Here is a 25,864-nt window from a genome sequence, read left to right as displayed (position 1 = left end):
CGGTTGAGTCATGATTAAAAACCTGCCGCGCTGCCGTTGCTGCGTGGGTCGAAGGCGCCTTCCAGCATGCCGTTGGTGTGCCGTACGATGGCCCCCGCGTGGCCTACCGTTTCACTAAAGCTGCTCAAGAGTTCGACATCGTGACCGAGCTGACGCAGAGCATCCACGGTGGCGGGTTTAAAGCGATCTTCGATCTTCAGCGTATCGGAGACCTGTCCCCAGGTACGGCCAAGCAGCCAGCGCGGAGCGGTAATCGCCTGTTGTAGCGGCATCCCCTGCTGGATATGGCGAATAAAGATAGCCGCCTGCGTCTGCGGTTGTCCGTCGCCGCCCATCGAGCCATAGACCATCGTTCGACCATCGGACAGGCGTGCGGCGGCAGGGTTTAAGGTATGAAAAGGCTGTTTACCCGGTTCTAGCGCCAGCAGGTGTGCCGGATTGAGGCTGAACGAGGCACCGCGGTTCTGCCAGAGCACGCCCGTGCCCGGTAATACCACGCCGCTGCCAAACTCGTGGTAAATGCTTTGAATAAAAGAGACGCACAGGCCGCTGCTGTCGCATACGCCCATCCAGACGGTGTCGCCAGGGCCTTTCCCTTCTCCGCACGGTGCGGCTTTTCGCGTATCGATTTGCCGAGCCAGCACGCCGAGCGCATCACTTTCCAGCAGTGCCTGAACGTCCTGCGTCATCAGCTTGGGATCGGTAATAAAGCGGTCACGCAGGCCAAACGCCAGCTTGGTTGATTCGACAATGCGGTGGATCGTCTGGCTATCGCTTAGATCTTCCATGTCTAAATGATCGGTCAGGCCGAGAATCGCGAGCGACACCAGACCCTGCGTCGGCGGCGCGAGGTTATAGATGTCGCCTTTGCTGTGCTTCAGCACCAGCGGCGTTGTCCGCTTGGCGCGGTAATTTGCCAGATCGTCAGCCGTTAGCGGCATCCCGAGTTGCGCCATCTGTGCCGACAGTCTGGCAGCGACGGAGCCGCGATAAAAACTGTCCAGCCCTTCAATACTGAGCGTCGTCAGGGTATCGGCTAAATCCGACTGCGTGAAACGATTGCCCGCGCGCGGAATATTTCCCTGCGGCATAAACAGCTGGCTGAAGGCCGGACAATCGCCCAGTTCGTGATAGCGCTGGGTGAGTGCATCTTCCTGAGACTGCGTGACGGGAATACCGTCAGCCGCATAGCGAATCGCGTCAGATAGCAGACGAGCCAGCGGCATCGGCGTGCTGTCTATTTCGTGTGAATAGGCTAGCGCTTCCTGCCAGCCGCCGACGGTGCCTGCGACCGTCAGCGCCGCTTTCGGGCCGCGGTGCGGAATGCGGCTTTCGCCCTGATAGTATTCACGGCAGGCCAGCGACCCAGCTGCACCGCTGGCATCAATGGCTACTGGCTCACCGTGTGGTGGAACAATCAGCCAGAAACCGTCGCCGCCGATCCCGTTCATATGCGGGTACACCACGGCAATAGTTGCCGCCGCTGCGACCATGGCTTCAATGGCGTTTCCACCTTCACGCAGAATCGCCAACGCGCTGGCACTGGCTAAATGATGAGGTGCTACCGCCATGCCCAGCGGGGCGGTGTTGCTTTGCATCATCTCAGGATTCCTTTTTAAGTTTTATGTAGGGTGATGAGTTCTATTAACCCTAGCTATAAGCAAACGGCGTTCCAGTTTTTTATTGCGGTGGAAAGTCTGTATGCGGTGCCGGAGGAGGTATCTATATCATCCTGACAATCCTGTGCTATGTTCTGCGACATGAAACAAACGTTACAGCAAGCGCAACGGGTGAGAGACGATGATGCAAATAGATGAACGATTACGGGATCGCTACAGCGAGCTTTCACCGCAGGAACAGCGTGTCGCGGATTTCATCTTCGATCACTTTGACGATCTGATTAGCTACAACAGCGCCGAGCTGGCACGGCTGAGCGGCGTCTCCAAAGCGACCGTCAGCCGATTGTTCAAACGGCTGGGCTACCCCAGCTACCGCGACATGCGCGATGAGCTCAGAACGCTGCGCCAGAGCGGGATGCCGCTGGCGGATAACCGGGATGCCGTGCAGGGGAATACGCTGCTGGCGCGGCATTACAAGCAGGAAATGGCGAACCTGACGCAGTGGATAAACCAGATTGATCCCGTGCAGTTTGGCGCGGTGATTCAGGCGTTGATGCAGGCGCAGCGCCTGTGTTTGATTGGACTGCGCAATAGCTATCCGGTGGCGCTGCACCTGCGCCAACAGCTGCTCCAGATCCGCCAACAGGTCACACTGCTGACGCAGCCGGGGCAGACGTTATCCGAAGAGCTGGTGGATCTCACTGCGCAGGATGTCGTGATTGTGGTGGCTTTTCGCCGCCGTCCGCGCCTGATTCAGCCGCTATTGGTACAACTGCAAAAACGCGGCGTGCCTGTACTGCTGCTGTGCGAACCGCAGGTGAGTACGCTAATGTCGCTGGCAACCTGGTCGCTGTGCGTCCCGCTGGATAGCGTCTCGGCGTTTGACAGCTATTCGTCCGCTATGAGTCTGGTGAACGTGATCAGCAATGCGCTGCTGCATGAAATGCTGCGTGACGGACGCCAGCGTATTCACCAGATCGTGGATCTTTATGGTGAGCTGGATGAGCTTGAGCAACGCTAATGGGGCGTTAACTTGGTGCTTTTGCACCTTAATGGTGCATTTTTGACTGATTGTTATATAGCCATGCAGATCGTTTCGGGCGTGATAGCTCTGGATTATTTTTGTGACGTAGCGCCACGCCCGACATAGGGCAGCTCAAACGCCGCTTGCCCTATGAACCCAGGCTTTTTTCGCGGAATTGCGCCGCTTCGCGGTACCTTCGGTGTTCATGCCCGCAACACGGACCGCCAGCGACACGCTCCCGACGCGGCGCTGACTTTCGCGGCGTCCATGCCGCTCATCCGGCGGTCATGCTCACCTCAGCGCAATTTTTTACGCGAATAAGGCATAAAAAACAGAAGACTCGGGCGTGGTGCATGAGTTGCATAAATTATCTTTCTGCAATCACGCCCGAAACCTTTCACTGATATTACATACCCATACCATAATCATCTCCATCGCTACCCCGTGATTTAGAAAAACTCTCTGACTTTCTACGCTGTTCCTCATCGTTAAGAGTACCTGCGTAATCTGGCACACTCCTTGCTTGGTATCTGTAACGATAGTTTCAATATTTGTTTTTAAAGAATCTTTCGTTTCAATTATACTAACCGGGGGCAGAGACGATGTTGATCAATAAACTGGGCATCAAAAAAGGGTTACTGGCGGTGATGGGCGCGGCAATGTTACTGATTCAAGCCGGTAGCGCGATGGCCGATCAGTTGCAGGATATCGAGAAGCGCGGTGTGCTGCGTGTCGCCGTCCCGCAGGATTTCCCGCCGTTTGGATCGGTAGGAACGGATCTGCAACCTCAGGGGTATGACATCGATATCGCTCGCTATCTGGCGAAAGAGATGAAACTAAAGTTGCAGCTGGTTCCTGTCACCAGCGCCAACCGCGTGCCGTATCTGCAAACCAACAAAGTTGATCTGGTGATCTCCAGTCTGGGCAAAAATGCCGAGCGTGAAAAAGTGATCGATTTCAGCCGCGCCTACGCGCCGTTTTTCCTCGGCGTATTTGGGCCGAAAGACAGCACGCTGACATCGTCTGAAGCGCTGGAAGGCAAGAGCATCGGCGTCACGCGCGGTGCGGTAGAAGACATGGTGCTGACGGATATCGCGCCTAAGGCCGCACAGATTAAGCGCTACGAAGATAACAACACCACGCTGTCGGCGTACCTGTCCGGGCAGGTGGAATATGTTGCGACGGGTAATCTGGTTGTCGCGGCTATCGCCGAGCAGAACCCGACGAAAGCCCCCGTAGCGAAGTTTATGCTGAAAGATTCGCCGTGCTACATCGGACTGAAAAAAGATGAGCCTGCGCTGAAAGCGAAAGTCGACGCGTTGATTGAGCAAGCGCTGAAAGACAATACGCTCAATACCCTGTCGGAAAAATGGCTGAAAGCGCCGCTGCCGGCCAGCATCAAAGCTTAACGGGAGCACGCCATGACCTATCAGCTTAATTTTTCTGCGCTGTTTCCGTTCTGGCCTGAGCTGCTGGAGGGATTGTGGGTCACCATTGAACTGACGGTCATGGCAACCCTCGGCGGCATTGCTATCGGCATCTTCGGTGCGGCCTTGCGCAGCGGCAAGCCCACTCTGCTGAGTCGGCTATGGGGGGTCTACGTTGAACTGATCCGCAATACGCCGTTTGTGGTTCAGCTGTTCTTCATTGTCTTCGGCTTGCCGAGTCTGGGCTTGAAGCTCACCGCCGGACAGGCCGCGCTGTTGGCGATGTTGATTAATCTGGGAGCGTACAGCACCGAGATTATCCGCGCGGGGATTCAGGTGACGCCGAAAGGCCAGTGGGAAGCTGCCCGTGTGCTGGGGCTGACGCGAATGCAGACCTTTTTACGTGTGATTCTGCCGCCCGCACTCCAGCGGATTTATCCGGCGCTGGTTAGCCAGTGCATCATCGTCATGCTGGGGTCGTCGGTGGTGTCGCAGGTGTCTTACGAGGAACTGACCTTTGCCGCCAACCTGATTCAGTCCCGTACGTTCTTGAGCTTTGAAGTGTATCTGGCAACCACGCTGTGTTACCTGGTGCTGTCTGTTCTGATGCGACAACTCTTACTGTTGGCAGGTCGGCGCTTTCTGGGGAATCCGTCATGATGACATTTACCGACTGGGATATTGTGCGCAACCTGCTGCTGGCGGCACGTTGGACGCTACTGCTGTCGCTGACGGCGTTTATCGGCGGCGCGATAGTGACTTTTCCGCTGATGCTGCTGCGGCTGACGAAACGCAAATGGCCGACGCGCTTTGTCCATCTGTATTCCGAGCTGTTTCAGGGTACTCCGCTGCTGATGCAGCTATTCCTCGCGTTTTTCGGGCTGGCGCTGTTCGGCATCGATGTGAGTCCATGGACGGCGGCGGCACTGGCGCTGACGCTCTTTACCAGCGCCTTTCTGGTGGATATCTGGTGCGGCAGTGTCGAAGCGTTGCCGAAAGGGCAGTGGGAAGCGTCGCGCTGCCTCGGGCTGGATTTCGGCCAAACGCTCTATCGGGTGATTGCACCGCAGGCGATGCGTATCGCCATCGCGCCTACCGTGGGGTTTTCCGTGCAGGTGATTAAAGGTACCGCGCTGGCGTCAATTATCGGGTTTATCGAACTGACCAAGGCGGGAACCATGTTGAATAACGTGACCTATCAGCCGTTTAAAGTGTTCGGATTGGTGGCGCTGGGTTACTTCCTGATGTGCTATCCGCTCTCTTACTACAGCCGCTATCTGGAGAAGAAATTCAATGCCGCTCATCACCATTAATCAGGTTCAAAAATATTACGGCCAGAACCATGTCCTGAAAGGCGTGGATCTGGATATTGAAATGGGTGAGGTCATTTCGATCATCGGGCGCAGCGGCTCTGGTAAAAGCACGCTATTGCGCTGCATGAACGGTCTGGAAGGCTATCAGGACGGCAGCATCAAGCTGGGCGGGATGACGGTCACCGACAGGGATTCGCAGGCGCGGGAAATCAGCCGCTCGGTCGGGATGGTGTTCCAGAACTTCAATCTGTTTCCGCACATGACGGCGCTGGAAAACGTGATGTTGGCACCGCGCCGCGTGCTGGGTAAAAGTGCGGCGGAGTGCCGTGAGCTGGGCGAGCGGGTGTTGAAAAAGGTGGGGCTGGGTGAGCGCCTTCACTATTACCCTGCCAACCTGTCGGGCGGCCAGCAGCAGCGCGTCGCGATTGCCCGCGCGCTGGCGATGAGCCCGAAAGTCCTGCTGTGCGATGAAATTACCTCGGCGCTCGATCCTGAATTAGTCGGCGAAGTGCTGAAAGTGCTGGAACAGCTGGCCGCAGAAGGTATGACGCTGATTCTGGTCACGCATGAAATGAATTTTGCCCGTGAAGTGGGCGACCGCGTGGTGTTTATGCATCAGGGCACGGTCTGGGAGCAGGGCGACAGCAAAACGCTGTTCGCTAACCCACAGACCCGTGAACTGAAACAGTTCATCGCCTCGGTCCGGGGACTATCGGAAGCGTAAGGCTTCCCTCTTTTGAGCTAATCACGCACGGAAACGCGCATCAAATCATTCGATTAGCAGATCAGTAACGTAAAGAATCTGGAGCACATAACCATGAACAGCGAACTGTACGCGCAAATTAATCCCCCTCATCGCCTGCTGATGGGGCCGGGGCCGATCAATGCCGATCCGCGCGTATTACGGGCAATGGCCAGTCAATTGGTGGGTCAGTATGATCCCGCGATGACGAACTACATGAATCAGGTCATGGCGCTCTATCGTCAACTTTTCCGCACGGAAAACCGCTGGACGATCCTGGTGGATGGCACCTCGCGCGCGGGCATTGAGGCGATTCTGCTGTCGGCGATCCGTCCTGGCGATAAGGTGCTGGTGCCGGTGTTTGGTCGTTTTGGTCATCTGCTGTGTGAGATTGCCCGCCGCTGTCGTGCTGACGTTCATACCATTGAAGTGCCGTGGGGCGAGGTGTTCTCGCCGGATCAAATCGAAGATGCGATCAAAACGGTACGCCCGCGTTTACTGCTGACGGTGCAGGGCGATACGTCGACCACCATGCTGCAACCGTTGGAGGAACTGGGCGAGATCTGCCGCCGTCACGGCGTACTGTTCTATACCGATGCCACGGCGTCTTTTGGCGGCAACCCGCTGGAAACGGATAAGTGGGGGCTGGATGCGGTTTCCGCCGGATTGCAGAAGTGTCTCGGTGGGCCATCTGGCAGTTCACCGATCACGCTCAGTTCGCAGATGGAAGCGGTGATCCGCCGTCGTAAATGCGTGGAGCAGGGGATCCGAACGGACGCGCATCAGGACGGCGACGATGAGATGATCTATTCCAACTATTTCGATCTGGGCATGGTGATGGATTACTGGGGGCCGGAGCGCCTGAACCACCACACCGAGGCGACGAGCATGCTGTTCGCCGCACGCGAGTGTGCCCGAACGATCCTCGAAGAAGGGTTGGATCGCAGCATTGCCCGCCATGCGCTGCACGGCAGTGCGCTGGTGGCGGGGATTCAGGGAATGGGGCTGGAGATCTTTGGCTCGCTGACCCACAAAATGAACAACGTACTGGGCGTGGTGATTCCTGACGGCGTTCACGGTGAGCAGGTGCGCAAGCTGCTGCTGGAAGATTTCGCCATTGAGATCGGCACGTCCTTTGGCCCGCTTCAGGGCAAGATTTGGCGTATCGGGACGATGGGCTACAACGCGCGTAAAGACTGCGTGATGCAAACGCTGACGGCGCTGGAGGCGGTGCTGAATCGTCTTGGTTTCCGCAGCGTGCAGGGCGAAGCCTTGCAGGCGGCCTGGAATTGCTATGCGGCGGATGAGGGACGTGCATGAGTGAAATGTTGATGTTGCCCGCTGCTGCACAGGCCGCTGCCGAGCAGATTATGTCGCGCTGCGATGCGCTGGCTGAGATCAGCGAAACGCCCGGCCAACTGACCCGTGTTTATCTGTCGCTGGAGCACCTGCGTGCCAATGCGCAGGTGGGGGAATGGATGCGCGAAGCGGGCATGAACGTCTGGCAGGATAGCGTTGGCAACATTTGTGGTCGCTATGAAGGATTAACACCGGATGCGCCAGCGCTGTTGCTCGGTTCGCATCTGGATACGGTGCGCAATGCCGGACGCTATGACGGCATGCTGGGCGTATTGACGGCGATTGAAGTCGTGCGTGCACTCCATCAGCAGGGGATGCGTTTGCCCGTGGCGTTGGAAATCATCGGCTTCGGCGATGAAGAAGGTACGCGTTTTGGCATTACGCTGTTGGGCAGTCGGGGATTGACGGGCACCTGGCCGGAGAACTGGCTGGCGTGTCAGGATGCCGAGGGCACCAGCGTGGCGCAGGCGTTGACCATTGCGGGACTGGATCCGCTTGAGGTGGCACTGGCGGCACGTCCGGTCAGCGATATCACCGCCTATCTGGAATTGCACATCGAACAGGGGCCGTGTCTGGAACAGCAGGATCTGGCGCTGGGCGTGGTCACCGCGATCAACGGGGCGCGGCGGCTTAACTGCACGTTCCTCGGGCTGGCGGGGCATGCGGGCACGGTGCCGATGACGCAGCGGCAGGATGCGCTGGCAGCTGCGGCTGACTGGATGGCGCAGGCTGAGCGGATAACGCGGGAAAGCGATCCTCATCTGGTCGCCACGTTTGGCACATTACAGTGCTTACCGGGTGCGGCGAACGTTATTCCCGGTGAGGTGAAGATGACGCTGGATATTCGCGGGCCGGAGGATGCACCGCTGGATGCGTTGCTACAAAAACTCCTGACGCTCGGGCAGACTATTGCGCACCAGCGCGGCTGCCAGTTCAGCGCCGAAGAGTACTATCGTATTGCGGCAACCCGCTGCGATCCTGCGTTGCAGTCGGTATTAAACGACGCGGTAACGCAGGTGCAGGGGAAAATGCTGATGCTGCCGAGCGGCGCGGGACATGATGCGATTGCTATTGCTGAACGCTGGCCGGTAGCGATGCTGTTTGTCCGCTGCCGCGGCGGCATCAGCCATCATCCTGACGAGTCCGTGACCACGGCAGATGTGGCGCTGGCGCTACAGGCGTACAGTCAGGCGGTGTTCTACCACGCTTCAGCACAGTAACGACAGCTACAGCCACAGCCACAGCCACTACAGCGTAAAACGATCGGCATCGCGCCAGGCGGGGAAGGATTCCCGGTAGCTTTGCAGTGCTTCCAGAGACAGTTCGGCGTCCAGACGCGCAGGCTGGTTGGGAGCGGCAGAGGCCAGAATTTCCCCTTGCGCATTAATAATCAGGCTATCGCCGCGGTAGCTGTGGCCGTTGCCGTCGGTACCGACGCGGTTGCAGCCTGCCACGTAGGCCTGATTCTCAATGGCGCGCGCCGCCAGCAGCGTCTGCCAGTGTGCGGCTCGTGGCGCTGGCCAGTTGGCGACATACAGCGCCAGATCGTAGTCCTGCCGATTGCGCGACCAGACCGGGAAACGCAGGTCGTAACAGATCATCGGACAGATACGCCAGCCGCGCCACTCAAGGGTGACCCGCTCCGTACCTGCCTGATAGTGATGGTGTTCGTCCGCCATGCGGAACAGGTGGCGTTTATCGTAGTGATACACCTCGCCGTGCGGATCGACCAGCAGGAACCGGTTCACCGCACCTTTTGGCGTATTTACCGCGACGCTGCCGCCGATCAGCGCATTGGTCTTCTGCGCCCACTGGTGCAGCCACGCCTCTACAACCGACTGATCCAGACTGCCTTTGGCGGCTTCCATCGCAAAACCGGTGGTGAACATCTCCGGCAGGACAATCACATCACGCCCGCTCATCTCCGCTAATAAGGTATCGAAGTGGCGCAGGTTGGCTTCGCCATCGCGCCAGACCAGCGGCTGTTGCAGCAATGAAATCTTTAAAGTCGACATAAACGCTCCGCAGCGGCATCCAACGTTGCTTCCTGTTTAGCAAAGCATAGTCGAATCAACGTATGTGGGAACGGATCGGCGCAAAAGACGGACAGCGGAATGGCCGCGACGCCAACGTGTTCGGTCAGCCAGCGGCAAAAGCTGACATCGTCCAGATCGGAAATCGCCCGATAGTCCGCCAGCAGGAAGTAAGTGCCTTCACAGGGCAGAATGTCAAAACGGCTGCCTGCCAGCGCCTTGATGAAACGATCGCGACGTGCGCGGTAAAAATCGGGGAGTTCACGCCAGTGTTGCGGCTGTTCACGCAGCATATCGGCGATGGCGAACTGCGCGGGCGTATTTACGGAGAACGTCAGATACTGGTGAACCTTACGCACTTCTGCGCTTAAGGCGGCTGGGGCGACGCAATAACCGACTTTCCAGCCGGTCATGTGGAACGTTTTGCCAAATGATGAAACGGCGATGGCGCGTTGGCGCAGCGATGGATGTGCCAGCACACTGGCGTGTCCTTCGCTGTCGAAACAGATGTGCTCGTAGACTTCATCGCTCAGCACGAAGATGTTACGCGCGGCAATCGCCTGCCACAGCTGCTCAAAATCAGCCTTCTGCCAGACGGTGGCGGATGGGTTGTGCGGCGTATTCAGGATGACCAAACGAGTGCGTTCGCTCAGCAGCTCAGCAAAATGCGACCAGTCCACGCGAAACGCGGGCGGTTGCAAGGCGATGCGTTTGAGTACGCCGCCGGCCAGCGTAACGGCAGGCGCATAGCTGTCATAGCTGGGATCGAAACAAATCACTTCGTCGCCGGGACGTACCAGCGCGGCAATGGCGGCAAACAGCGCTTCAGTCGCACCCGCCGTGACGGTCACTTCGCTATCGGCATCCGGCTTCCAGCCGTACAGTTCTTCCGTTTTTTCAGCAATTGCCTGACGCAGCGGCGCGACGCCGGTCATTGGCGCATATTGGTTGGCGCCCTGACTGACGTGATACGCCAGCCGCTGTTGTAAATAGTCCGGGCCGTCAAAATCAGGGAAACCTTGTGATAGATTGATGGCCTGATGCTGTTGGGCCAGCGCACTCATCTGGGTGAAGATGGTGGTGCCCAGCGAAGGCAGTTTACTGTCGGGGATCAGAGCGGCGCTCATAGCGGGGTGGAACTCCTGCAAGCCTGTATTGCTTGGTAATATAACATGCTGTTAGTATTTGGCAATCAAGACGCTTGGACGTTTAAACGGCTAAATGCCTTTGCGTGCTAAGACATAATGAAAAGATCTAAACCTGCAACTGCATGCTTTGAAACAGAAAGACCAAAAACGGGAAGCCTCATGACTGAAAATCAACAATTGACGGCGCTGCTTGCGGCCTGCCACTGGATCGGCGAGAAAGGCTGGTGTCCGGCGACGGGCGGCAATATGTCCGTACGCCTTGATGACGCGCAGTGCCTGATTACTGAATCGGGTAAAGACAAAGGCAGCCTTCAGGCAGAGGATTTCCTGCTGGTGGAGATTGCCACTAACCATGTGCCGAGTGGTCGCACGCCGTCGGCGGAAATGGGGCTGCATACGCTGTTGTATCGCCGCGAGGAGACTATCGGCGCGGTACTGCACACGCACTCGGTGAACGCGACGGTGCTATCTCGGGTGGAGAACGGCGCTGAGCTGGTGCTGCAAGGCTACGAAATGCAAAAGTCGCTGGCGGGGCAAACCACTCATTTGGATCGTGTGGCGATCCCGATTTTCGATAACGATCAGGATATTCCGGCGCTGGCGCAGCGGGTAACCGAGTATGCCAGCCACACACCGCTACGCTACGGATTTCTGGTGCGCGGCCACGGTCTTTACTGCTGGGGCGCGACGGTGAAAGAAGCGCGTCGTCATCTGGAAGGGTTAGAGTTCCTGTTCCAATGCGAATTGCAACGTCGGCTGCTGGAGGCGAAAGCATGATTAACGCGATTGTGACGGATATTGAAGGTACCACCAGCGACATCCGTTTTGTTCACAGCGTGCTGTTCCCTTATGCCCGCGAACGTCTGGCCGACACCGTTCGGCAGCACGGTAGCGATCCTGAGATCGCGCAGGCGCTGGACGCGTTGCGTCAGGAGCTAGGTCAGCCCGATGCGGATAGCGAGACGCTGATTGCCGCGCTGAACCAGTTTATGGATGAAGATCGTAAATCCACTGCGTTGAAGCAGCTGCAAGGCATTATCTGGCGTACGGGCTACCGTAACGGCGATTTTCAGGGGCATCTGTACCCTGAAGTGGCGGCACAGCTCGCTGCATGGCAGCAGCAGGGCCTGCGCCTGTATGTGTACTCGTCAGGTTCGGTGGAAGCGCAACAACTGCTGTTCGGGTATAGCAACGCGGGCGATCTGCGCCCGCTGTTCAGCGACTATTTTGATACCCGCGTCGGCGCAAAGCGGGAGACCGATTCTTATCGCACGATTGCACAAGCCATCGGGCTGCCTGCTGAGCAACTGTTATTCCTGTCGGACATTCGCCAGGAGCTGGATGCCGCGCAGGAAGCCGGTTGGCACACCTGTCAGCTTATTCGTGATGACGCGGATAACGTAAGCCGTCACCGTCAGGTGGCACGTTTTGACCAGATCGACTTACCGGAGTACGCCCAATGAGTGGATTAACCATTTTTAGCGACAGCGATGCAAGCCAGCCGATTTGGCAAAGTCAGGATGCCGACGCGATTCAGAAACAACTGAATGAAATCGGCGTACGTTTTGAACGCTGGGAAGCCAGCCAGAAGCTGAGCGATGCGCCGTCGTCGGAGGAAGTGCTGGCGGCCTATCAGCATGAGATTGATAAGCTGGTGGCAGAAAAAGGCTATCAGAGCTGGGATGTCATCAGCATGCGTTCTGATAATCCGCAGCGCGCGGAGCTACGCACCAAGTTTTTATCCGAGCATGTGCATCACGAAGACGAAGTGCGCTTTTTCGTGGAAGGCGCGGGGCTTTTCTGTCTGCACCTGAACGGCAAGATTTACCAGATCCTGTGTGAGAAGAACGATCTACTGTCTGTACCCGCGGGCACCGCGCACTGGTTTGATATGGGGCCGGAACCGCACTTCACCGCCATCCGCCTGTTCGATAACCCGGAAGGCTGGATCGCGCATTTTACCGGCGATAAGATCGCGGATGTGTATCCGAAATTGGAGCGCTAGCGCACCGCTAATTATTTAAGATGAAAGGGAATTTTTATCGGTCAGATGCTTGTAAGTATCTGACCGATTTTTTATAGGCGTAAAAAATTGTGCTGAGGTGGGCATGAGGGCTGGGTGAGCCGCATGGATGCGGCGAGAGCCAGTGCCGCGTCGGGAACGCGTCACTGGCGGCCCTCAAGCAATCATGAACGCCGAAGGCACCGCGCAGCGGCACAATTCACGCCAAAAGCCAGTGGTCAAGGAGCTGCGGCAACTGAGCGCTCCTTGTCGGGCGTGTGATGAAATTACAGAAGAATCGAGTAATTAACACGCCCGAAATATTCGCGCTATCGGACATAGAAAAATGGCGTTTTTTACCACTCAATGGCTTTTCAACGCTGTCTGAAAGATCCCTTCTTTGACGTCCTGTGGCGTGACCACGCCAGTATCGAGTATCCAGCCGCTGATTAATTCGGCGGGAGTAACGTCAAACGCTGGGTTGTAGACTGATGCATTCTGCGGTGCCCACTGGCAGTGGCCGAAGCTGCCGGAAACCCCGGTGACTTCGGCGGCGGCACGCTGTTCGATAGGGATAGCTCGGCCGTCCGGGCATACGGGATCGTGCGTGGTGTGCGGTGCCGCGACGTAAAATGGAATCTGGTGATAGTGCGCCAACACCGCGAGGCTGTAAGTGCCGATCTTATTGGCGACGTCGCCGTTGGCGGCAATGCGGTCTGCGCCGACCCAAATCGCATCGACCTGACCCTGCGCCATCAGGCTGGCGGCCATCGAATCACAGATTAGCTGATAAGGAATGCCTAGCTCGCCGAGCTCCCAGGCTGTGAGGCGTCCGCCCTGCAAGAGTGGGCGCGTTTCATCGACCCACACCTGAGTGACCTTTCCCTGCTGATGTGCGCGCAGCAGCACGCCGATGGCGGTGCCGATGCCTGCCGTTGCCAGCCCGCCGGTGTTGCAGTGGGTCAGCAAGCGGCTGTTTGGCTTCACCAGCGCTGCGCCGTGATCGGCAATGCGTTCACACAGCGCGCGATCTTCTTCTACCAGACGCAGAGCTTCCTGCACCAGCGCCTCGACAAACTGCGGCTGTGCTAGCGCCAGCTTCATGCGATCCAAATTGTTCATCAGGTTCACGGCGGTAGGGCGCGATGCCCGCAGCGTCTCCAGCGCCTGCGCCAGCTCGGCCTGCGATAATCCTTCCTCAGCCAGAAGCGCCAGCAGCAGGCTAGCGGACAGGCCAATCAACGGTGCGCCGCGTACGCGTAGCGTCTGGATATGTTCAACCAGTGACGCGACATCCGGGCACGGGCTCCAGCGTTTTTCTTGCGGTAGCGCCTGCTGGTCGAGGATCCACAGTTGGTTATCAACGATTTTCAGGCTGGTTGTGTTAAGTGTCTGCATAGGTCGTTAAATCCATGTTGCATCGATATTCTTATTCTGCCAAGATGCCTAATAGATGTATAGACGTCCGAACGTTTTTATGTCCGTATCTTGAATTTAAGCATAGCGAGGGGTTGGAATGTCACTTTACCGCACTTTTACGGCGGATGACGCTGTTGAATATGCCCGCCAGTACGGCGGTGTCAGTCAGCCGCAAACGCTGGTAGCCGCAGAAGAGATCGGCGATGGCAATCTGAATCTGGTGTTTAAAATTAAAGATGAAACGGGCGTTAGTCGAGTGATTGTTAAACAGGCGCTGCCCTATGTGCGCTGTGTCGGGGAATCCTGGCCGCTGACGCTTGATCGCGCCCGTATTGAGGCCGAAACGTTGCTGACGCATGCGCGGTTTTGTCCACAGCACACCGTGACCGTGCTCTATCACGACCCCGAATTAGCGGTGATGGTGCAGGAAGATCTCTCCGATCATCGCATCTGGCGCAGCGAGCTGGTTAACGGCGTGGATTATCCGCAGGCGGCGGCACAGCTGGGAGAGTATCTGGCGCAGACGTTATTCCATACCTCTGATTTTCATCAGCATCCACATGAGAAGAAAGCGGCGGTAAGCCAGTTCACTAACCCAGAACTGTGTCAGATTACCGAAGATCTTTTCTTTACCGACCCTTATATCGATCATGAAAGAAACCAGTTTGACGCTGCGCTGACGCCGGATGTGCTGGCATTGCGTGACGATCGGGCGCTGAAGCTGGCGGTTGCTGGGCTGAAGCATGGCTTCCTGAGCAAAGCCGAGGCGCTGCTGCACGGTGACATCCACAGTGGGTCGATCTTTGTCGCAGAAGGGCGCTTAAAAGCGATTGATGCTGAATTCGGTTTCTACGGGCCGATTGGCTTCGATGTCGGCACGGCAATCGGCAATCTGCTGCTGAATTATTGCGGCCTGCCGGGGCTGCAGGCACCGCGCGAGGCGGCGGCTGGACGCGAACGACGTCTGGAAGATATCCGTACGCTGTGGCAGACCTTTTCCGCCCGTTTTCTGGCATTGAGCGAAAGTGAAAGTTGCGATCCGGCACTGGCGGAATCGGGCTATGCCACGCTGTTTTTACAGCAGGTGTGGCGGGATGCCGTTGGCTACTGCGGAACCGAACTGATTCGCCGCACGATTGGGCTGGCGCACGTTGCCGATCTGGATAGTATTCAGGAGGCGGAAGCGCGTTTAGCGTGTCAGCGTCATGCTATTTCACTGGGCAGAACGTTGGTACTAGCCGCCCCGCATATTGCGGATGTGGATGCGCTGCTGGCGCGTGTGCGACAGAGCGGTGCCTAGTCGTCGCTAGCCACGCTATTTCATAATCGCTCCCGTCAACGAACCTGATGGGAGCGGCAAACCGATTATTTCTTCCCTTTATTCATCATGGCCTGCAAATTTGCGAAAGGATTATGGGTGGCAACACCGACATCCTTCTGCGCATCTTCACCTGCAACGACGGTCGAACCGTACATATCCGCATCGGTATATTTCGAATGCTCATGGTCGTGGCAGTAGAGACACAGCATTTCCCAGTTACTGCCGTCTTCCGGATTATTGCTGTGATCGTGATCGATGTGGTGAACGGTTAATTCACGCAGGTTGGAATAGACGAATTCGCGTGAACAACGACCACATACCCACGGGAAAAGTTTGAGCGCTTTTTCGCGGTAGCCGCTTTCAAGTCTGGCGTAGTTCTTGGGGATGTAAGCCATGTGTCGGGTTTCATTCAGAAGGAAAGATGATGTGGATTTTACAACTGATGTGCCTTTAAAGGAAAGAACAGGCCGCCATATTGGCGGCCTGATTCTGTTTATGCTGCTTCAGTTTTTCTTTCCGGTTGCGGTACGGGCGCGGGCTTGTTGGCGGCCAGTGCGTCGAACGCAAAGTCATCCACGTTGATTGAACGTAAGCGGCTGGCTTCGGCTTTGGTCAGAATATCCGCTTCTTCTGCAGTAATCTGACCTTCCACCAGCGCCTGTTCTGCCAACTGATCCAATCGCATGAACGGCAGCGGTTTGTCGCTGGCTTTCGACAGGCGTTGGTAAATCGGCTCGGCAGCCATGATATCCAGCAGTGCTTCTTCCAGCAGCCCGACAGGGTTATGCTCGCTGGCAACCAGATATTGGCCGCGTCCCAGACGGCTGCGTGTTTCTGACGGCGTTTGCAGAATCTTCGCGACCTCATGATCGAGGCGGTCAGACGGTGCTGGGCAGCGCAGACCCAGTGGGAAGATAATAAAGGTCAGCAGCCCTGCGACGGCACGGTTCGGGAAGTTACGCAGCAGATCGTCCAGCGCCTGCTCGGCCTGATGCAGGCTGTCCTGCACGCCCCAGTGTACCAGCGGTAAATCCGCTTTCTGACGCCCTTCGTCCTCATAGCGTTTCAGTGTCGCAGAAGCTAAATAGAGTTGGCTGAGAACATCCCCCAGACGCGCCGAGATACGCTCACGACGCTTCAGGCTGCCGCCCAGAACCGCCATCGATACATCCGCCAGCAGAGCCAGGTTTGCACTGAGTCGGTTGAGCTGCTGATAGTAGCGACGTGTTGTGTCGTTCACCGGCGCACTGCTCAGGCGGCCATTGGTCAACCCAAGCCAGAAGCTGCGTACTTTGTTGCTGCCGACGTGGCCGATGTGACCCACCAGCGAACGGTCAAAGCGTGATACGTCGTTTTCCTGCGCGGCGGCCATCTCTTCCAGCACGTAAGGGTGGCAGCGGATGGCACCTTGCCCGAAGATGATCATACTGCGCGTCAGAATATTCGCCCCTTCCACGGTTATCGCAATCGGTGCGCCCTGATAGCTGCGCGCCAGGAAGTTGGATGGGCCAAGACAGATGCCTTTACCGCCGGCGATATCCATCGCATCCATTACGCTGCGCTGACCACGGTGGGTACAGTGATATTTGACGATAGCGGAGAGCACCGCCGGTTTTTCGCCCTGCATGATGCCGCTGGTAATCAGCGTTGCGGCGGCGTCCATCACGTAAGCGTTACCCGCGATGCGTGCCAGCGGTTCTTCAATGCCTTCCATCTTACCGATGGAGATTTTGAACTGGCGGCGAATGTGCGCGTAAGCACCGATGCCGAGAGCAATCGATTTCAGCCCACCAGTAGAGTTGGACGGCAGCGTAATACCGCGTCCGACCGACAGACACTCCATCAGCATACGCCAGCCCTGACCGGCCATCTTCGCGCCGCCGATGATGTAATCCAGTGGAACAAAAATGTTCTCACCTTGCGTCGGGCCGTTCTGGAACGGCACGTTCAGTGGGAAATGGCGGCGACCGATTTTAACGCCGTCGGTGTCCGTCGGAATCAACGCACAGGTAATGCCTACGTCGTCTTGATCGCCTAACAGGTGGTCGGGATCGTACAGCTTAAAGGCCAGCCCCAGCACGGTGGCGACGGGGGCGAGTGTGATATAGCGTTTATTCCAGGTCAGGCGCATACCCACGACCTGTTCGCCGTGCCAGTTGCCGTAGCAGACAATACCGGTATCGGGAATCGAGCCTGCGTCTGAACCTGCTTCCGGGCTGGTCAGCGCAAAGCAGGGGACTTCCTGACCGCGTGCCAGACGTGGCAGGTAGTGATCTTTTTGCGCTTCTGTCCCGTAATGTTGCAGCAGTTCGCCGGGGCCGAGTGAGTTAGGAACGCCGACGGTGATCGCCACAATACTGGAGACACCCGCCAGTTTTTGCAGTACCTGCGCCTGTGCATAGGCCGAGAATTCCAGCCCGCCGTACTGCTTCTTGATGATCATGGCGAAGAAGCGGTGTTCTTTTAAATATTCCCACAGTTCTGGCGGGATATCGGCACGTTCGTGGGTGATTTCAAAGTCGTTTGCCATTCGGCAGGCTTCAGCAACCGGCCCGTCGATAAATGCCTGCTCTTCGGCGGTCAGCTGTGGACGCGGGTAGTTATGCAGCTTTTTCCAATCCGGCGCGCCGCGAAACAGATCGCCTTCCCACCAGGTGGTTCCGGCATCGATCGCTTCTTTTTCCGTGTTCGACATCGGCGGCATGACCTTCTGGAACATGCGCAGCGCGGAAGCGGAGACCAGCTTTTGACGCAGGGCGGGAACCGTAATCGGAATCAGCAGAATCACGAGCGGAATCATCAGCCAGACAGGCCACAGTAACATAGCGGACATGGCTGCGAAGTAGGCCAACAGGATGGCGCTGCCGAGAAGCAGACTGAGCCGATGGTAAAACATCGCGCCGATGATAATCAGTAGGAGGAGGATACTGACAGCAACCATAACGTGTCTCCAGCATTGTGATCGAATGGAGGGTTTTCACCTTTCCACCAGGCGTTGTGTGGCGGGGGAAAGCGAGAACCGTTTTTATCAGTGAAATAAGGCGTAATAGGTCAATGTTATAAGAGGTCTGACCTGTTGCTTATATTCGTTGTAGTTTATCTGATTATTTTTATCAATTCGTTTACATCATAATTACAACTCACTTCACAAACCGAGCGGCAGTTGCGCGTTTTCTGACGGGCGTCAGCGATCCTCTCAATCCCGTGATTACACGCTTCTCGCTGTTGGTTCGATCCGCTACACTGCTGGACAGAAAAGAATGTTGTCACCAGACAAAATGAGAGGATTCCATGTATCAGGATTTAATCCGTAGTGAACTGAAAGAAGCGGCAGAAACACTGAATAATTTCTTGAGTGATGATGCGAACATTCAGTCGATTCAAAATGCTGCGGTACTGCTGGCTAACGCGTTTAAAGCAGGTGGAAAAGTGATCTCCTGCGGTAACGGTGGTTCACACTGTGATGCCATGCACTTTGCCGAAGAGCTGACGGGTCGCTACCGCGAGAACCGTCCGGGCTATCCGGCCATTGCGATTTCCGACCCGAGCCATCTGTCCTGCGTCAGCAACGATTTTGGTTATGATTTTGTCTTCTCGCGCTATGTCGAATCGCTGGGACGTGAAGGCGATGTGCTGCTGGGGATTTCCACTTCGGGCAACTCCGGCAACATTATTAAAGCCATTGCCGCAGCAAAAGCGAAGGGCATGAAGGTCATTACGCTGACCGGGAAAGACGGCGGTAAAATGGCAGGCTCAGCCGACGTGGAAATTCGTGTTCCGCACTTTGGTTATGCCGACCGTATTCAGGAAATCCATATCAAAGCGATTCATATCCTGATTCAACTGATTGAAAAAGAGATGGCGGATCAGTAAGCCACATTAATAATAAACTCTAAATAGTTCGAGTTTCAGGAAGGCGGCAAGGGAAGGAATCCCGATGAGCTTACTCAGGTAAGTGATTCGGGTGAGTGAGCGTAGCCAACGCACATGCAACTTGAAATATGACGAGAAGGGAAGGGTAGGAAGTCAGATGTGTGAACTGCTGGGGATGAGCGCGAATGTACCGACGGATATCTGCTTTAGCTTTACCGGGCTGATACAGCGCGGTGGGAAAACCGGACCGCATCGGGATGGCTGGGGAATTACCTTTTATGAAGGGAACGGCTGTCGTACGTTCAAAGATCCGCTGCCAAGCTATAATTCGCCGATTGCCCGGCTGGTGCAGGATTACCCTATCAAATCGTGTGCGGTGGTTTCACACATCCGGCAGGCTAATCGCGGCGCGGTGTCGTTGGAAAACACCCATCCCTTTACGCGCGAGCTGTGGGGACGGAACTGGACGTACGCCCACAATGGGCAGTTGAAAGGCTACCATACCCTGAAAACGGGGATGTTTCGCCCTGTTGGCCAGACGGACAGCGAATTTGCTTTCTGCTGGCTGCTGTCCCAACTGGCTGAGCGCTACCCGCGTACGCCGGGCAACTGGCCGGCAGTATTCCGCTATATCGCCAAACAGGCGGATGTCTTGCGGGAGAAAGGCGTGTTTAACATGCTGCTGTCGGACGGGCGCTTTGTGATGGGGTACTGTTCAACCAAACTTTACTGGATCACTCGTCGCGCGCCGTTTGGTAAAGCGACGCTGTTGGATCAGGATGTGGAGATTGATTTTCAGCAGCAGACGACACCCAATGATGTCGTCACCGTGCTGGCGACGCAGCCGCTAACGGGCAACGAAACCTGGCATCAGATTATGCCAGGTGAATTCGTTCTATTTTGTTTCGGCGAACGCATACTTTAAGGTTGGCTGGCTGGTCATCAACGGTGGGTTAACGACGTATTGTCCGTTAAACACCGTGACGGCCGGTGGCTGATTGTGCTGATTAAAATAGGCATACCCCGGCTGGAGCTGTTTCCAGAAGCTGGCGTAGGTGGAATTACGGTGGCGATGCATGTTCTGTTCCGTCATACGGAACGGGTAGATGGCGATATCAATCTTCGCCTGTCCGTTGCGTAACGCAGCTTCGGCATAGCGATAAATCTCATCCATATAGGTGTTGGTCATGGCATAGCAGCCAACCGACACACATTCGCCGTGGATCATCAAATAGCGACCGGAATATCCCTGTGATTTATCATAGTCGTTGGGGAAACCGATATTGATCGCGCGGTAATATTGGCTGTCTGGCTTGAGCTGACGCAGATCGACCTGATAAAACCCTTCCGGGCTTTTTAAATCGCCTTCAACGCGTTTTGGTCCTAATCCGCCCGAATATTTACAAATTGGATATTGGTCCAATAAACGGTATTCGTTACCGACTTTCGCATAAAGTTCGAATATTCGCTCTTCTTTAAAGATCTGAATATAGATCGGAGAGCCTAATAATTGCTGTTTTAATTCTTTTGCTATCGGCGCTAGCGGCGGTGCGATCTCGCTGGCGGCGCTGGTAACAACAAGAGAAGGCAAAAAAAACAACATCGCAAACGACAGCGCGATTTTTTGCATCGTGGTTCCTGATAATAAGAGTGCTGTGCTATACGCGGCATCCGCGTCGCGCTACTGGTGTGTTAGCGAAAGCGTGGGGACAGCCGTTATCGGTATATATTTCGTCGGCGAATAGATAACGACGAAAACGAAATCACATTATCATTGGTTTCATATTAATCAAGCGTTGAAAAGCGCTAAAAAATAACATTTACAAAAAACAGCCCGAAAGGATACGGGCCGTCCAATTTGAGATCGTTTTGAGGTCGTTAATTGCGGGGAAAGCGTGTCAGGCGCGAGTAGCTTCTATCATCATAATGTCGGCGACAAAGGAACCGTCTGTCTGTACGTCAAAATGCTGTACCACCTCATCCGGCAGCGTTTTTTGCAGTTCACGAATCGCGACCGCGAAATGTTCTGGCGTGCGCATACGGGCGATCCAACTGCTGAACTCCAGCGTCAGCCTGTCGCTGGTGACGTTACGCACGATAAACCCAGCGTCGGTAAACAGGCTCAGCCATTCGCCCGGCGCGTAATTGCGCACGTGTGAGGTATCGCGCAGCTTCTCTACCGTCTGCAAATAGCTGTCCAGCAGCGGATGACCGGGCGAAACGACATCCATCATGATCGCGCGCCCACCCGGTTTCAGAACGCGTCGCATCTCACGTAACGCTTGTCCGACATCATGCCAGTGGTGCGCAGAATAACGGCTGATGATGATATCTGCGCTGCTATCCTCGAACGGTAAAGACTCGGCGACACCTTGCTGAACGCGGATGTTATGCAGTCCTTTTTCTGCGGCAGCCTGACTCACCACGTCCAGCATTTGGGAAGACAAATCGTAGGAGACAACCTCCGCGACGGCCTGTGCGGCAATGAAGCTGGCATGTCCGGCACCACAGCCTAGGTCGATCACGCGCGCCTGCGGGAAGGGCGCTAATAAAGCGGCCAGTTGGGTTAAATCTTTGCCCTGTGCATGCACCGCGCTGGTCAGGTAGTTCTGCGCCTGTGAGCCGAACTGATGTTCGACGCGATGATTATGGTTCTGTTTTTCTTCCATCATTGCTCTCGCTTTATCTGAATTGCTTTCGTTTCATCATGGGTTAAACGGCGGCGCGCCAGCCACTAAAGAAGACGTCGGTCTGAGAACACTATAGTGAGGGAAAAATACGGGTACAATATGAGCATTTATACGGGTATAAAATACTCCCTGTTTGATTAACACCGCTTTCACTCATGCTGTTGTCGTCTCGAGCTTGCCTTGACGAACAGGATGAAAAGGACATCTGACTATGTCTGCACATTCGTTTATACCTGCCAATTCTCTGAGTGGCCCCAAAGCGCTAGGGGCTTTCTTACGGGCGCTGCGTGAGCGGACGACGCCGGAAATGGTGGGCCTGCCAGCCTCTGGGCGGCGGCGCACCAGCGGATTACGTCGCGAAGAGCTGGCGCAAATCGCCCGCATCAGCACCACCTGGTATACCTGGCTTGAACAGGGGCGTGATGTGTCCGCTTCGGCATCGGCGCTGCTCCGCGTGTCGCAGGCGTTAAAACTGGAACCCGCAGAGCACGATTATCTTTTTAGCCTTGCTGGCGTGAAGGATCCTCAGAAGCAGAGTAGAGCAACGTCGCCGGATGCGCAGATTGCCGCCAGCCTGCACCACATTACTTGTCCTGCATATCTTCTGGATGGCAGCTGGAATATGCTGGCGTGGAATGCGCCGTCGGAACAGCTGTTTGCCGGATGGCTGGGGAACGATCCCGAGCCGAACCTGCTGCGTTTCATGTTTCTGAATCCGCTGGCACGATCGCTGGTGGTTAATTGGCCGGAACGCGCGAAGCGAGTGGTGGCGGAGTTCCGCGCGGAATCAAGCCATTACGCGCCGACTGACGCCGTTCGGCAAATCGTGATGTCGCTGTGTGAAGAAAGCCGTGAATTCAACCTCTGGTGGTCACAGCAGGCGGTAACCGCCCGTGAAGGCGGCGAGCGACGTTTTCATCATCCTTCGTTTGGCGATATAGCCTATCACCAACAAACTTTTCACCCTGCCATGCAGAGCGAATTTAAGCTGGTTATGCTGATCGCCCAGTAAACGCGGCAGGCATCGCGCAGCTTGTCTATACTGACTTTGATCTGTATATTCATACAGTGTTGTTAGAGGGCCAGTATGCGCAAAATCATTCATGTTGATATGGACTGCTTCTACGCAGCAATTGAGATGCGTGATAACCCGCGCCTGCGCGATATTCCTCTGGCGATTGGTGGGAGCGCCGATCGCCGTGGCGTCATCAGCACTGCTAACTATCCTGCCCGACGCTACGGCGTCCGCAGTGCGATGGCAACGGCAACCGCCTTGCGGCTGTGTCCACACCTCACGTTGTTGCCGGGGCGCATGGAGGTGTATAAATCCACCTCGCGCCAAATCCGCGAGATCTTCTCCCGCTACACGCCGCTGATCGAACCCCTTTCTCTGGATGAAGCCTATCTGGATGTCACCGATAGCCCGCACTGCAACGGTTCGGCGACGCGCATCGCCGAAGAAATTCGTCGAACCATTGCGGATGAACTGAATCTGACTGCCTCGGCGGGGATCGCACCGATCAAATTTCTGGCAAAGATCGCGTCTGAGTTAAATAAGCCGAATGGACAATATGTGATTACACCGGAGCAGGTGGATGATTTCCTGCTGGCACTGCCGCTGGAGAAGATCCCTGGCGTCGGGAAGGTGACGGCTAAACGGCTGGAAGAACGTGGCCTTTATACCTGCGCGGATGTTCGGGTGTATGCGCTGGCGGATCTGCTTAAAGAGTTCGGCAAGTTTGGCCGGGTACTGTGGGAGCGCTGTCAGGGGATTGATGAGCGACGGATTTCACCGGATCGGCTGAGGAAGTCGGTCGGCGTGGAAAAGACGCTGGCGCAGGATATTCACGACTGGGAACAGTGTGAAAACCTGATCGAACAGCTTTATGATGAGCTGGAAGTCCGCCTGAAACGGGTGAAGCCCGATCTGCATATTGCGCGTCAGGGCGTCAAACTGAAGTTTGATGATTTTCAGCAAACGACGCAGGAGCATGTGTGGCCGATGCTGAATAAACAGGATCTGTTGAAGCTGGCGCGACAAACCTGGCAGGAGCGGCGTAAATCCAGAGGTGTCCGGCTGGTTGGGCTACATGTGACGCTGCTCGACCCGCAAATTGAGCGACAGCTGGTGTTTGATTGGGGATAAGGCTGTTGAGTTGAGGATAAAAAAGGGCGACGTCTATGCGCCGCCCTGATTTTTACGACTACGTGATTAAACGCGTGGCGGAATCGCTTTCAGCAGCGCTGTCAGCAATTTCCAGTACAGATCGACGCTGCCGATATGCACTTGCTCATCCGGCGAGTGTGGCCCGGTGATGGTCGGCCCAATGGAAACCATATCCATGTCTGGGTACGGCTTTTTGAACAGACCGCATTCCAGACCGGCGTGAATCACCATGATGTTCGGCGTCTTGTTGAACAGCTTCTGATACGTTTCGCGTACCAGCGCCATGACCGGCGAATGCGCATCTGGCTGCCAGCCTGGGTAGCCGCCTTTCGGTGATGTTTTCGCGCCAGCCAACTGGCCCAGTGCTGTCAGCGTACCGACGACGGCATCTTTACCGCTGTCGATCAGCGAACGAATCAGGCAAATAATTTCCGCGTGATCGTCTTCCATCGTCACAACGCCGAGGTTCAGCGACGTTTCTACCACGCCTTTGACTTCATCGCTCATGCGGATCACGCCGTTCGGCGTGGCGTTGAGCAGCGCCAGCAGGCGATCGCGGCTGTCTTGCGTCAGCGGATGCTCATTGCTGTCGCTGGCTTCCACCAGCACGGTCACGTTTTTCTCAACGACGGACAGTTCATTTTTCAGCACGGCCAGATAGTCCTGGCTCAGCGCTTTCAACTGCTCGACGTTAGCGGCAGGCAGTGACAGCGTGGCGAAGGCTTCACGCGGAATCGCGTTACGCAGCGTCCCGCCGTTCAGATCGAGAATGCGGATATCCAACGCTTTCGCCTGCTCGAACAGGAAACGTGCCAGCAGCTTGTTGGCGTTGCCCAGCCCAAGATGGATGTCGCAACCAGAATGGCCGCCTTTCAATCCTTTAATCGTCAGCTTCAGCGTGTGGTAACCGGCAGGTGGCAGTTCGCGCTCTAGCGGAAGGCGGGTAATGAAATCAATACCGCCGGCGCAACCCATGTAGATCTCGCCTTCTTCTTCTGAGTCGGTATTGATCAGGATTTCACCCTGAAGCCAGTCAGGTTGCAGACCAAACGCGCCATCCATACCGGCTTCTTCCGTCATGGTCAGCAGCACTTCCAGCGGACCGTGCTCGACGTTCGGATCGGCCAGCACCGCCAGCGCAGAAGCCATACCGATACCGTTATCTGCGCCCAGCGTGGTACCGCGTGCTTTCAGCCACTCACCGTCAACGTAAGGCTGGATCGGATCGGTAGTGAAATCGTGTACGGTGTCGTTGTTTTTCTGCGGCACCATGTCCAGATGCGCCTGCAACACGACAGGTTTGCGATTTTCCATGCCTGCGGTTGCCGCTTTGCGCAGCAGAATATTGCCGACCTGATCGCGCTCGGTATAGATGCCTTTCTCTTTAGCCCATTCCAGAATGTGCGCGGCCAATGCTTCTTCATGATAAGACGGGTGCGGAATGGAACAGATCTTGGCGAAAATATCCCACAGCGGCTGGGGGGAAAGTTGAGACAATTCAGACACTATTTCAGTCTCCTTTTTAGCGGCCAGCCTTCGCGTTCTGGCGGGCAAAGCTATAGGTTAAAAGTTAATCGCGGTTAGCCACGGACCATGGCATGTCACGACAGAATATCACTTTCCATCAAAGCAGGGGAATTGCCGTCAGCCCTGTCTTACTTTTCCTGCTGCAATATGAATCAATGGGCCCAGCAGGGCGCAGCTTGTCAGGAAAAACTCGATTCTCA

At 56.0% G+C, this 25,864-nt stretch carries 23 protein-coding genes and 1 pseudogene; 15 read left to right on the top strand and 9 right to left on the bottom strand.

What is annotated here, in order from left to right; all coding sequences use genetic code 11:
- Nucleotides 1-14: 14 nt before the first annotated feature.
- The gene (locus H4F65_RS17630; protein ID WP_010282629.1) at nt 15-1,601 is read right to left on the bottom strand and encodes a gamma-glutamyltransferase family protein; all 1,587 of its coding nucleotides are present in this window, start codon (nt 1,599-1,601) and stop codon (nt 15-17) included.
- Nucleotides 1,602-1,800: 199 nt separating this feature from the next.
- Here H4F65_RS17630 and H4F65_RS17625 point away from each other — a divergent pair, with 199 nt between their 5' ends.
- The 7 genes from H4F65_RS17625 to hpxK all read left to right on the top strand — a co-directional run bounded on the left by H4F65_RS17625 (nt 1,801) and on the right by hpxK (nt 8,704).
- On the top strand, nt 1,801-2,640 hold the full coding sequence (locus H4F65_RS17625; RefSeq protein ID WP_010282627.1) for a MurR/RpiR family transcriptional regulator: 840 nt from the start codon (nt 1,801-1,803) through the stop codon (nt 2,638-2,640).
- 626 nt (nt 2,641-3,266) lie between these two features.
- Nucleotides 3,267-4,052: a transporter substrate-binding domain-containing protein gene (locus H4F65_RS17620; RefSeq protein ID WP_481859782.1), complete on the top strand. Its 786-nt coding sequence runs from the start codon at nt 3,267-3,269 to the stop codon at nt 4,050-4,052.
- Between the two features lie 12 nt (nt 4,053-4,064).
- The gene (locus tag H4F65_RS17615; protein ID WP_010282622.1) at nt 4,065-4,730 is read left to right on the top strand and encodes an amino acid ABC transporter permease; all 666 of its coding nucleotides are present in this window, start codon (nt 4,065-4,067) and stop codon (nt 4,728-4,730) included.
- Nucleotides 4,730-5,383, top strand: coding sequence for an amino acid ABC transporter permease (locus H4F65_RS17610; RefSeq protein WP_085996940.1), 654 nt, complete (start codon nt 4,730-4,732; stop codon nt 5,381-5,383). Before H4F65_RS17615 ends, H4F65_RS17610 begins: the two co-directional genes overlap by 1 nt.
- The gene (locus H4F65_RS17605; protein WP_010282615.1) at nt 5,364-6,107 is read left to right on the top strand and encodes an amino acid ABC transporter ATP-binding protein; all 744 of its coding nucleotides are present in this window, start codon (nt 5,364-5,366) and stop codon (nt 6,105-6,107) included. The genes H4F65_RS17610 and H4F65_RS17605 overlap by 20 nt, the downstream gene beginning before the upstream one ends.
- Nucleotides 6,108-6,200: 93 nt before the next feature.
- Nucleotides 6,201-7,445, top strand: a complete 1,245-nt coding sequence (locus H4F65_RS17600; RefSeq protein WP_010282612.1) for a pyridoxal-phosphate-dependent aminotransferase family protein — start codon at nt 6,201-6,203, stop codon at nt 7,443-7,445.
- Nucleotides 7,442-8,704 (top strand): allantoate amidohydrolase, encoded by a 1,263-nt coding sequence (hpxK, locus tag H4F65_RS17595; protein WP_010282609.1) that lies wholly within the window; start codon nt 7,442-7,444, stop codon nt 8,702-8,704. The genes H4F65_RS17600 and hpxK overlap by 4 nt, the downstream gene beginning before the upstream one ends.
- Nucleotides 8,705-8,731: 27 nt before the next feature.
- On the opposite strand, the gene H4F65_RS17590 is transcribed toward hpxK, so the two are convergent.
- Nucleotides 8,732-9,499, bottom strand: coding sequence for an amidohydrolase (locus H4F65_RS17590; RefSeq protein ID WP_010282607.1), 768 nt, complete (start codon nt 9,497-9,499; stop codon nt 8,732-8,734).
- Nucleotides 9,487-10,644 (bottom strand): pyridoxal phosphate-dependent aminotransferase, encoded by a 1,158-nt coding sequence (locus H4F65_RS17585; RefSeq protein ID WP_010282605.1) that lies wholly within the window; start codon nt 10,642-10,644, stop codon nt 9,487-9,489. Before H4F65_RS17585 ends, H4F65_RS17590 begins: the two co-directional genes overlap by 13 nt.
- A gap of 180 nt (nt 10,645-10,824) precedes the next feature.
- Between H4F65_RS17585 and H4F65_RS17580 the strand changes: the two genes are divergently transcribed.
- Genes H4F65_RS17580 through H4F65_RS17570 form a run of 3 tightly spaced genes read left to right on the top strand, consistent with a single transcriptional unit; the run spans nt 10,825 to nt 12,670 of the window.
- On the top strand, nt 10,825-11,442 hold the full coding sequence (locus H4F65_RS17580; protein WP_010282603.1) for a methylthioribulose 1-phosphate dehydratase: 618 nt from the start codon (nt 10,825-10,827) through the stop codon (nt 11,440-11,442).
- Nucleotides 11,439-12,128 (top strand): acireductone synthase, encoded by a 690-nt coding sequence (gene mtnC / locus H4F65_RS17575; RefSeq protein ID WP_010282601.1) that lies wholly within the window; start codon nt 11,439-11,441, stop codon nt 12,126-12,128. The genes H4F65_RS17580 and mtnC overlap by 4 nt, the downstream gene beginning before the upstream one ends.
- Nucleotides 12,125-12,670 carry a 1,2-dihydroxy-3-keto-5-methylthiopentene dioxygenase gene (locus H4F65_RS17570; protein ID WP_010282598.1) on the top strand — a complete coding sequence of 182 codons (546 nt, stop codon included), beginning with the start codon at nt 12,125-12,127 and terminating at the stop codon, nt 12,668-12,670. The genes mtnC and H4F65_RS17570 overlap by 4 nt, the downstream gene beginning before the upstream one ends.
- A gap of 360 nt (nt 12,671-13,030) precedes the next feature.
- On the opposite strand, the gene mtnA is transcribed toward H4F65_RS17570, so the two are convergent.
- Entirely contained in the window at nt 13,031-14,065 is a 1,035-nt protein-coding gene (mtnA, locus tag H4F65_RS17565) for an S-methyl-5-thioribose-1-phosphate isomerase (RefSeq protein WP_010282596.1), read from the bottom strand.
- Between the two features lie 118 nt (nt 14,066-14,183).
- Between mtnA and mtnK the strand changes: the two genes are divergently transcribed.
- Entirely contained in the window at nt 14,184-15,386 is a 1,203-nt protein-coding gene (gene mtnK / locus H4F65_RS17560; RefSeq protein ID WP_010282594.1) for an S-methyl-5-thioribose kinase, read from the top strand.
- A 65-nt stretch (nt 15,387-15,451) separates the two neighbouring features.
- Here the strand turns inward: mtnK and yajD are convergent, their stop codons facing one another.
- Both yajD and fadE read right to left on the bottom strand, forming a co-directional pair.
- The gene (gene yajD, locus H4F65_RS17555) at nt 15,452-15,802 is read right to left on the bottom strand and encodes an HNH nuclease YajD (protein WP_010282592.1); all 351 of its coding nucleotides are present in this window, start codon (nt 15,800-15,802) and stop codon (nt 15,452-15,454) included.
- A 98-nt stretch (nt 15,803-15,900) separates the two neighbouring features.
- Nucleotides 15,901-18,348, bottom strand: coding sequence for an acyl-CoA dehydrogenase FadE (gene fadE / locus H4F65_RS17550; RefSeq protein ID WP_010282589.1), 2,448 nt, complete (start codon nt 18,346-18,348; stop codon nt 15,901-15,903).
- A 350-nt stretch (nt 18,349-18,698) separates the two neighbouring features.
- Between fadE and lpcA the strand changes: the two genes are divergently transcribed.
- Nucleotides 18,699-19,280: a D-sedoheptulose 7-phosphate isomerase gene (lpcA, locus tag H4F65_RS17545; RefSeq protein WP_005975726.1), complete on the top strand. Its 582-nt coding sequence runs from the start codon at nt 18,699-18,701 to the stop codon at nt 19,278-19,280.
- Between the two features lie 157 nt (nt 19,281-19,437).
- Nucleotides 19,438-20,205 carry a class II glutamine amidotransferase gene (locus tag H4F65_RS17540; RefSeq protein ID WP_010282584.1) on the top strand — a complete coding sequence of 256 codons (768 nt, stop codon included), beginning with the start codon at nt 19,438-19,440 and terminating at the stop codon, nt 20,203-20,205.
- On the opposite strand, the gene dpaA is transcribed toward H4F65_RS17540, so the two are convergent.
- Nucleotides 20,176-20,910, bottom strand: coding sequence for a peptidoglycan meso-diaminopimelic acid protein amidase (dpaA, locus tag H4F65_RS17535; protein ID WP_010282566.1), 735 nt, complete (start codon nt 20,908-20,910; stop codon nt 20,176-20,178). The two genes, H4F65_RS17540 and dpaA, sit on opposite strands and share 30 nt — an antisense overlap.
- A gap of 268 nt (nt 20,911-21,178) precedes the next feature.
- Nucleotides 21,179-21,961: pseudogene (locus H4F65_RS17530) on the bottom strand (class I SAM-dependent methyltransferase); the annotation flags it as partial.
- A 220-nt stretch (nt 21,962-22,181) separates the two neighbouring features.
- On the opposite strand from H4F65_RS17530, the gene H4F65_RS17525 reads away from it, so the two are divergent.
- Together H4F65_RS17525 and dinB are read left to right on the top strand one after the other, a co-directional pair.
- On the top strand, nt 22,182-22,982 hold the full coding sequence (locus tag H4F65_RS17525) for a helix-turn-helix transcriptional regulator (protein WP_010282562.1): 801 nt from the start codon (nt 22,182-22,184) through the stop codon (nt 22,980-22,982).
- A gap of 75 nt (nt 22,983-23,057) precedes the next feature.
- Nucleotides 23,058-24,116 carry a DNA polymerase IV gene (dinB, locus tag H4F65_RS17520; protein WP_010282561.1) on the top strand — a complete coding sequence of 353 codons (1,059 nt, stop codon included), beginning with the start codon at nt 23,058-23,060 and terminating at the stop codon, nt 24,114-24,116.
- A 66-nt stretch (nt 24,117-24,182) separates the two neighbouring features.
- Here dinB and pepD read toward each other — a convergent pair whose 3' ends face one another.
- Nucleotides 24,183-25,643, bottom strand: a complete 1,461-nt coding sequence (gene pepD, locus H4F65_RS17515; RefSeq protein WP_010282560.1) for a beta-Ala-His dipeptidase — start codon at nt 25,641-25,643, stop codon at nt 24,183-24,185.
- Nucleotides 25,644-25,864: the final 221 nt, after the last annotated feature.

The sequence above is a fragment of the Pectobacterium brasiliense genome (assembly GCF_016950255.1).
Classification (GTDB): domain Bacteria; phylum Pseudomonadota; class Gammaproteobacteria; order Enterobacterales; family Enterobacteriaceae; genus Pectobacterium; species Pectobacterium brasiliense.
The sequence above is the reverse complement of the archived record's forward strand: the minus strand, read 5'-3'. Positions and strand labels throughout refer to the sequence as shown.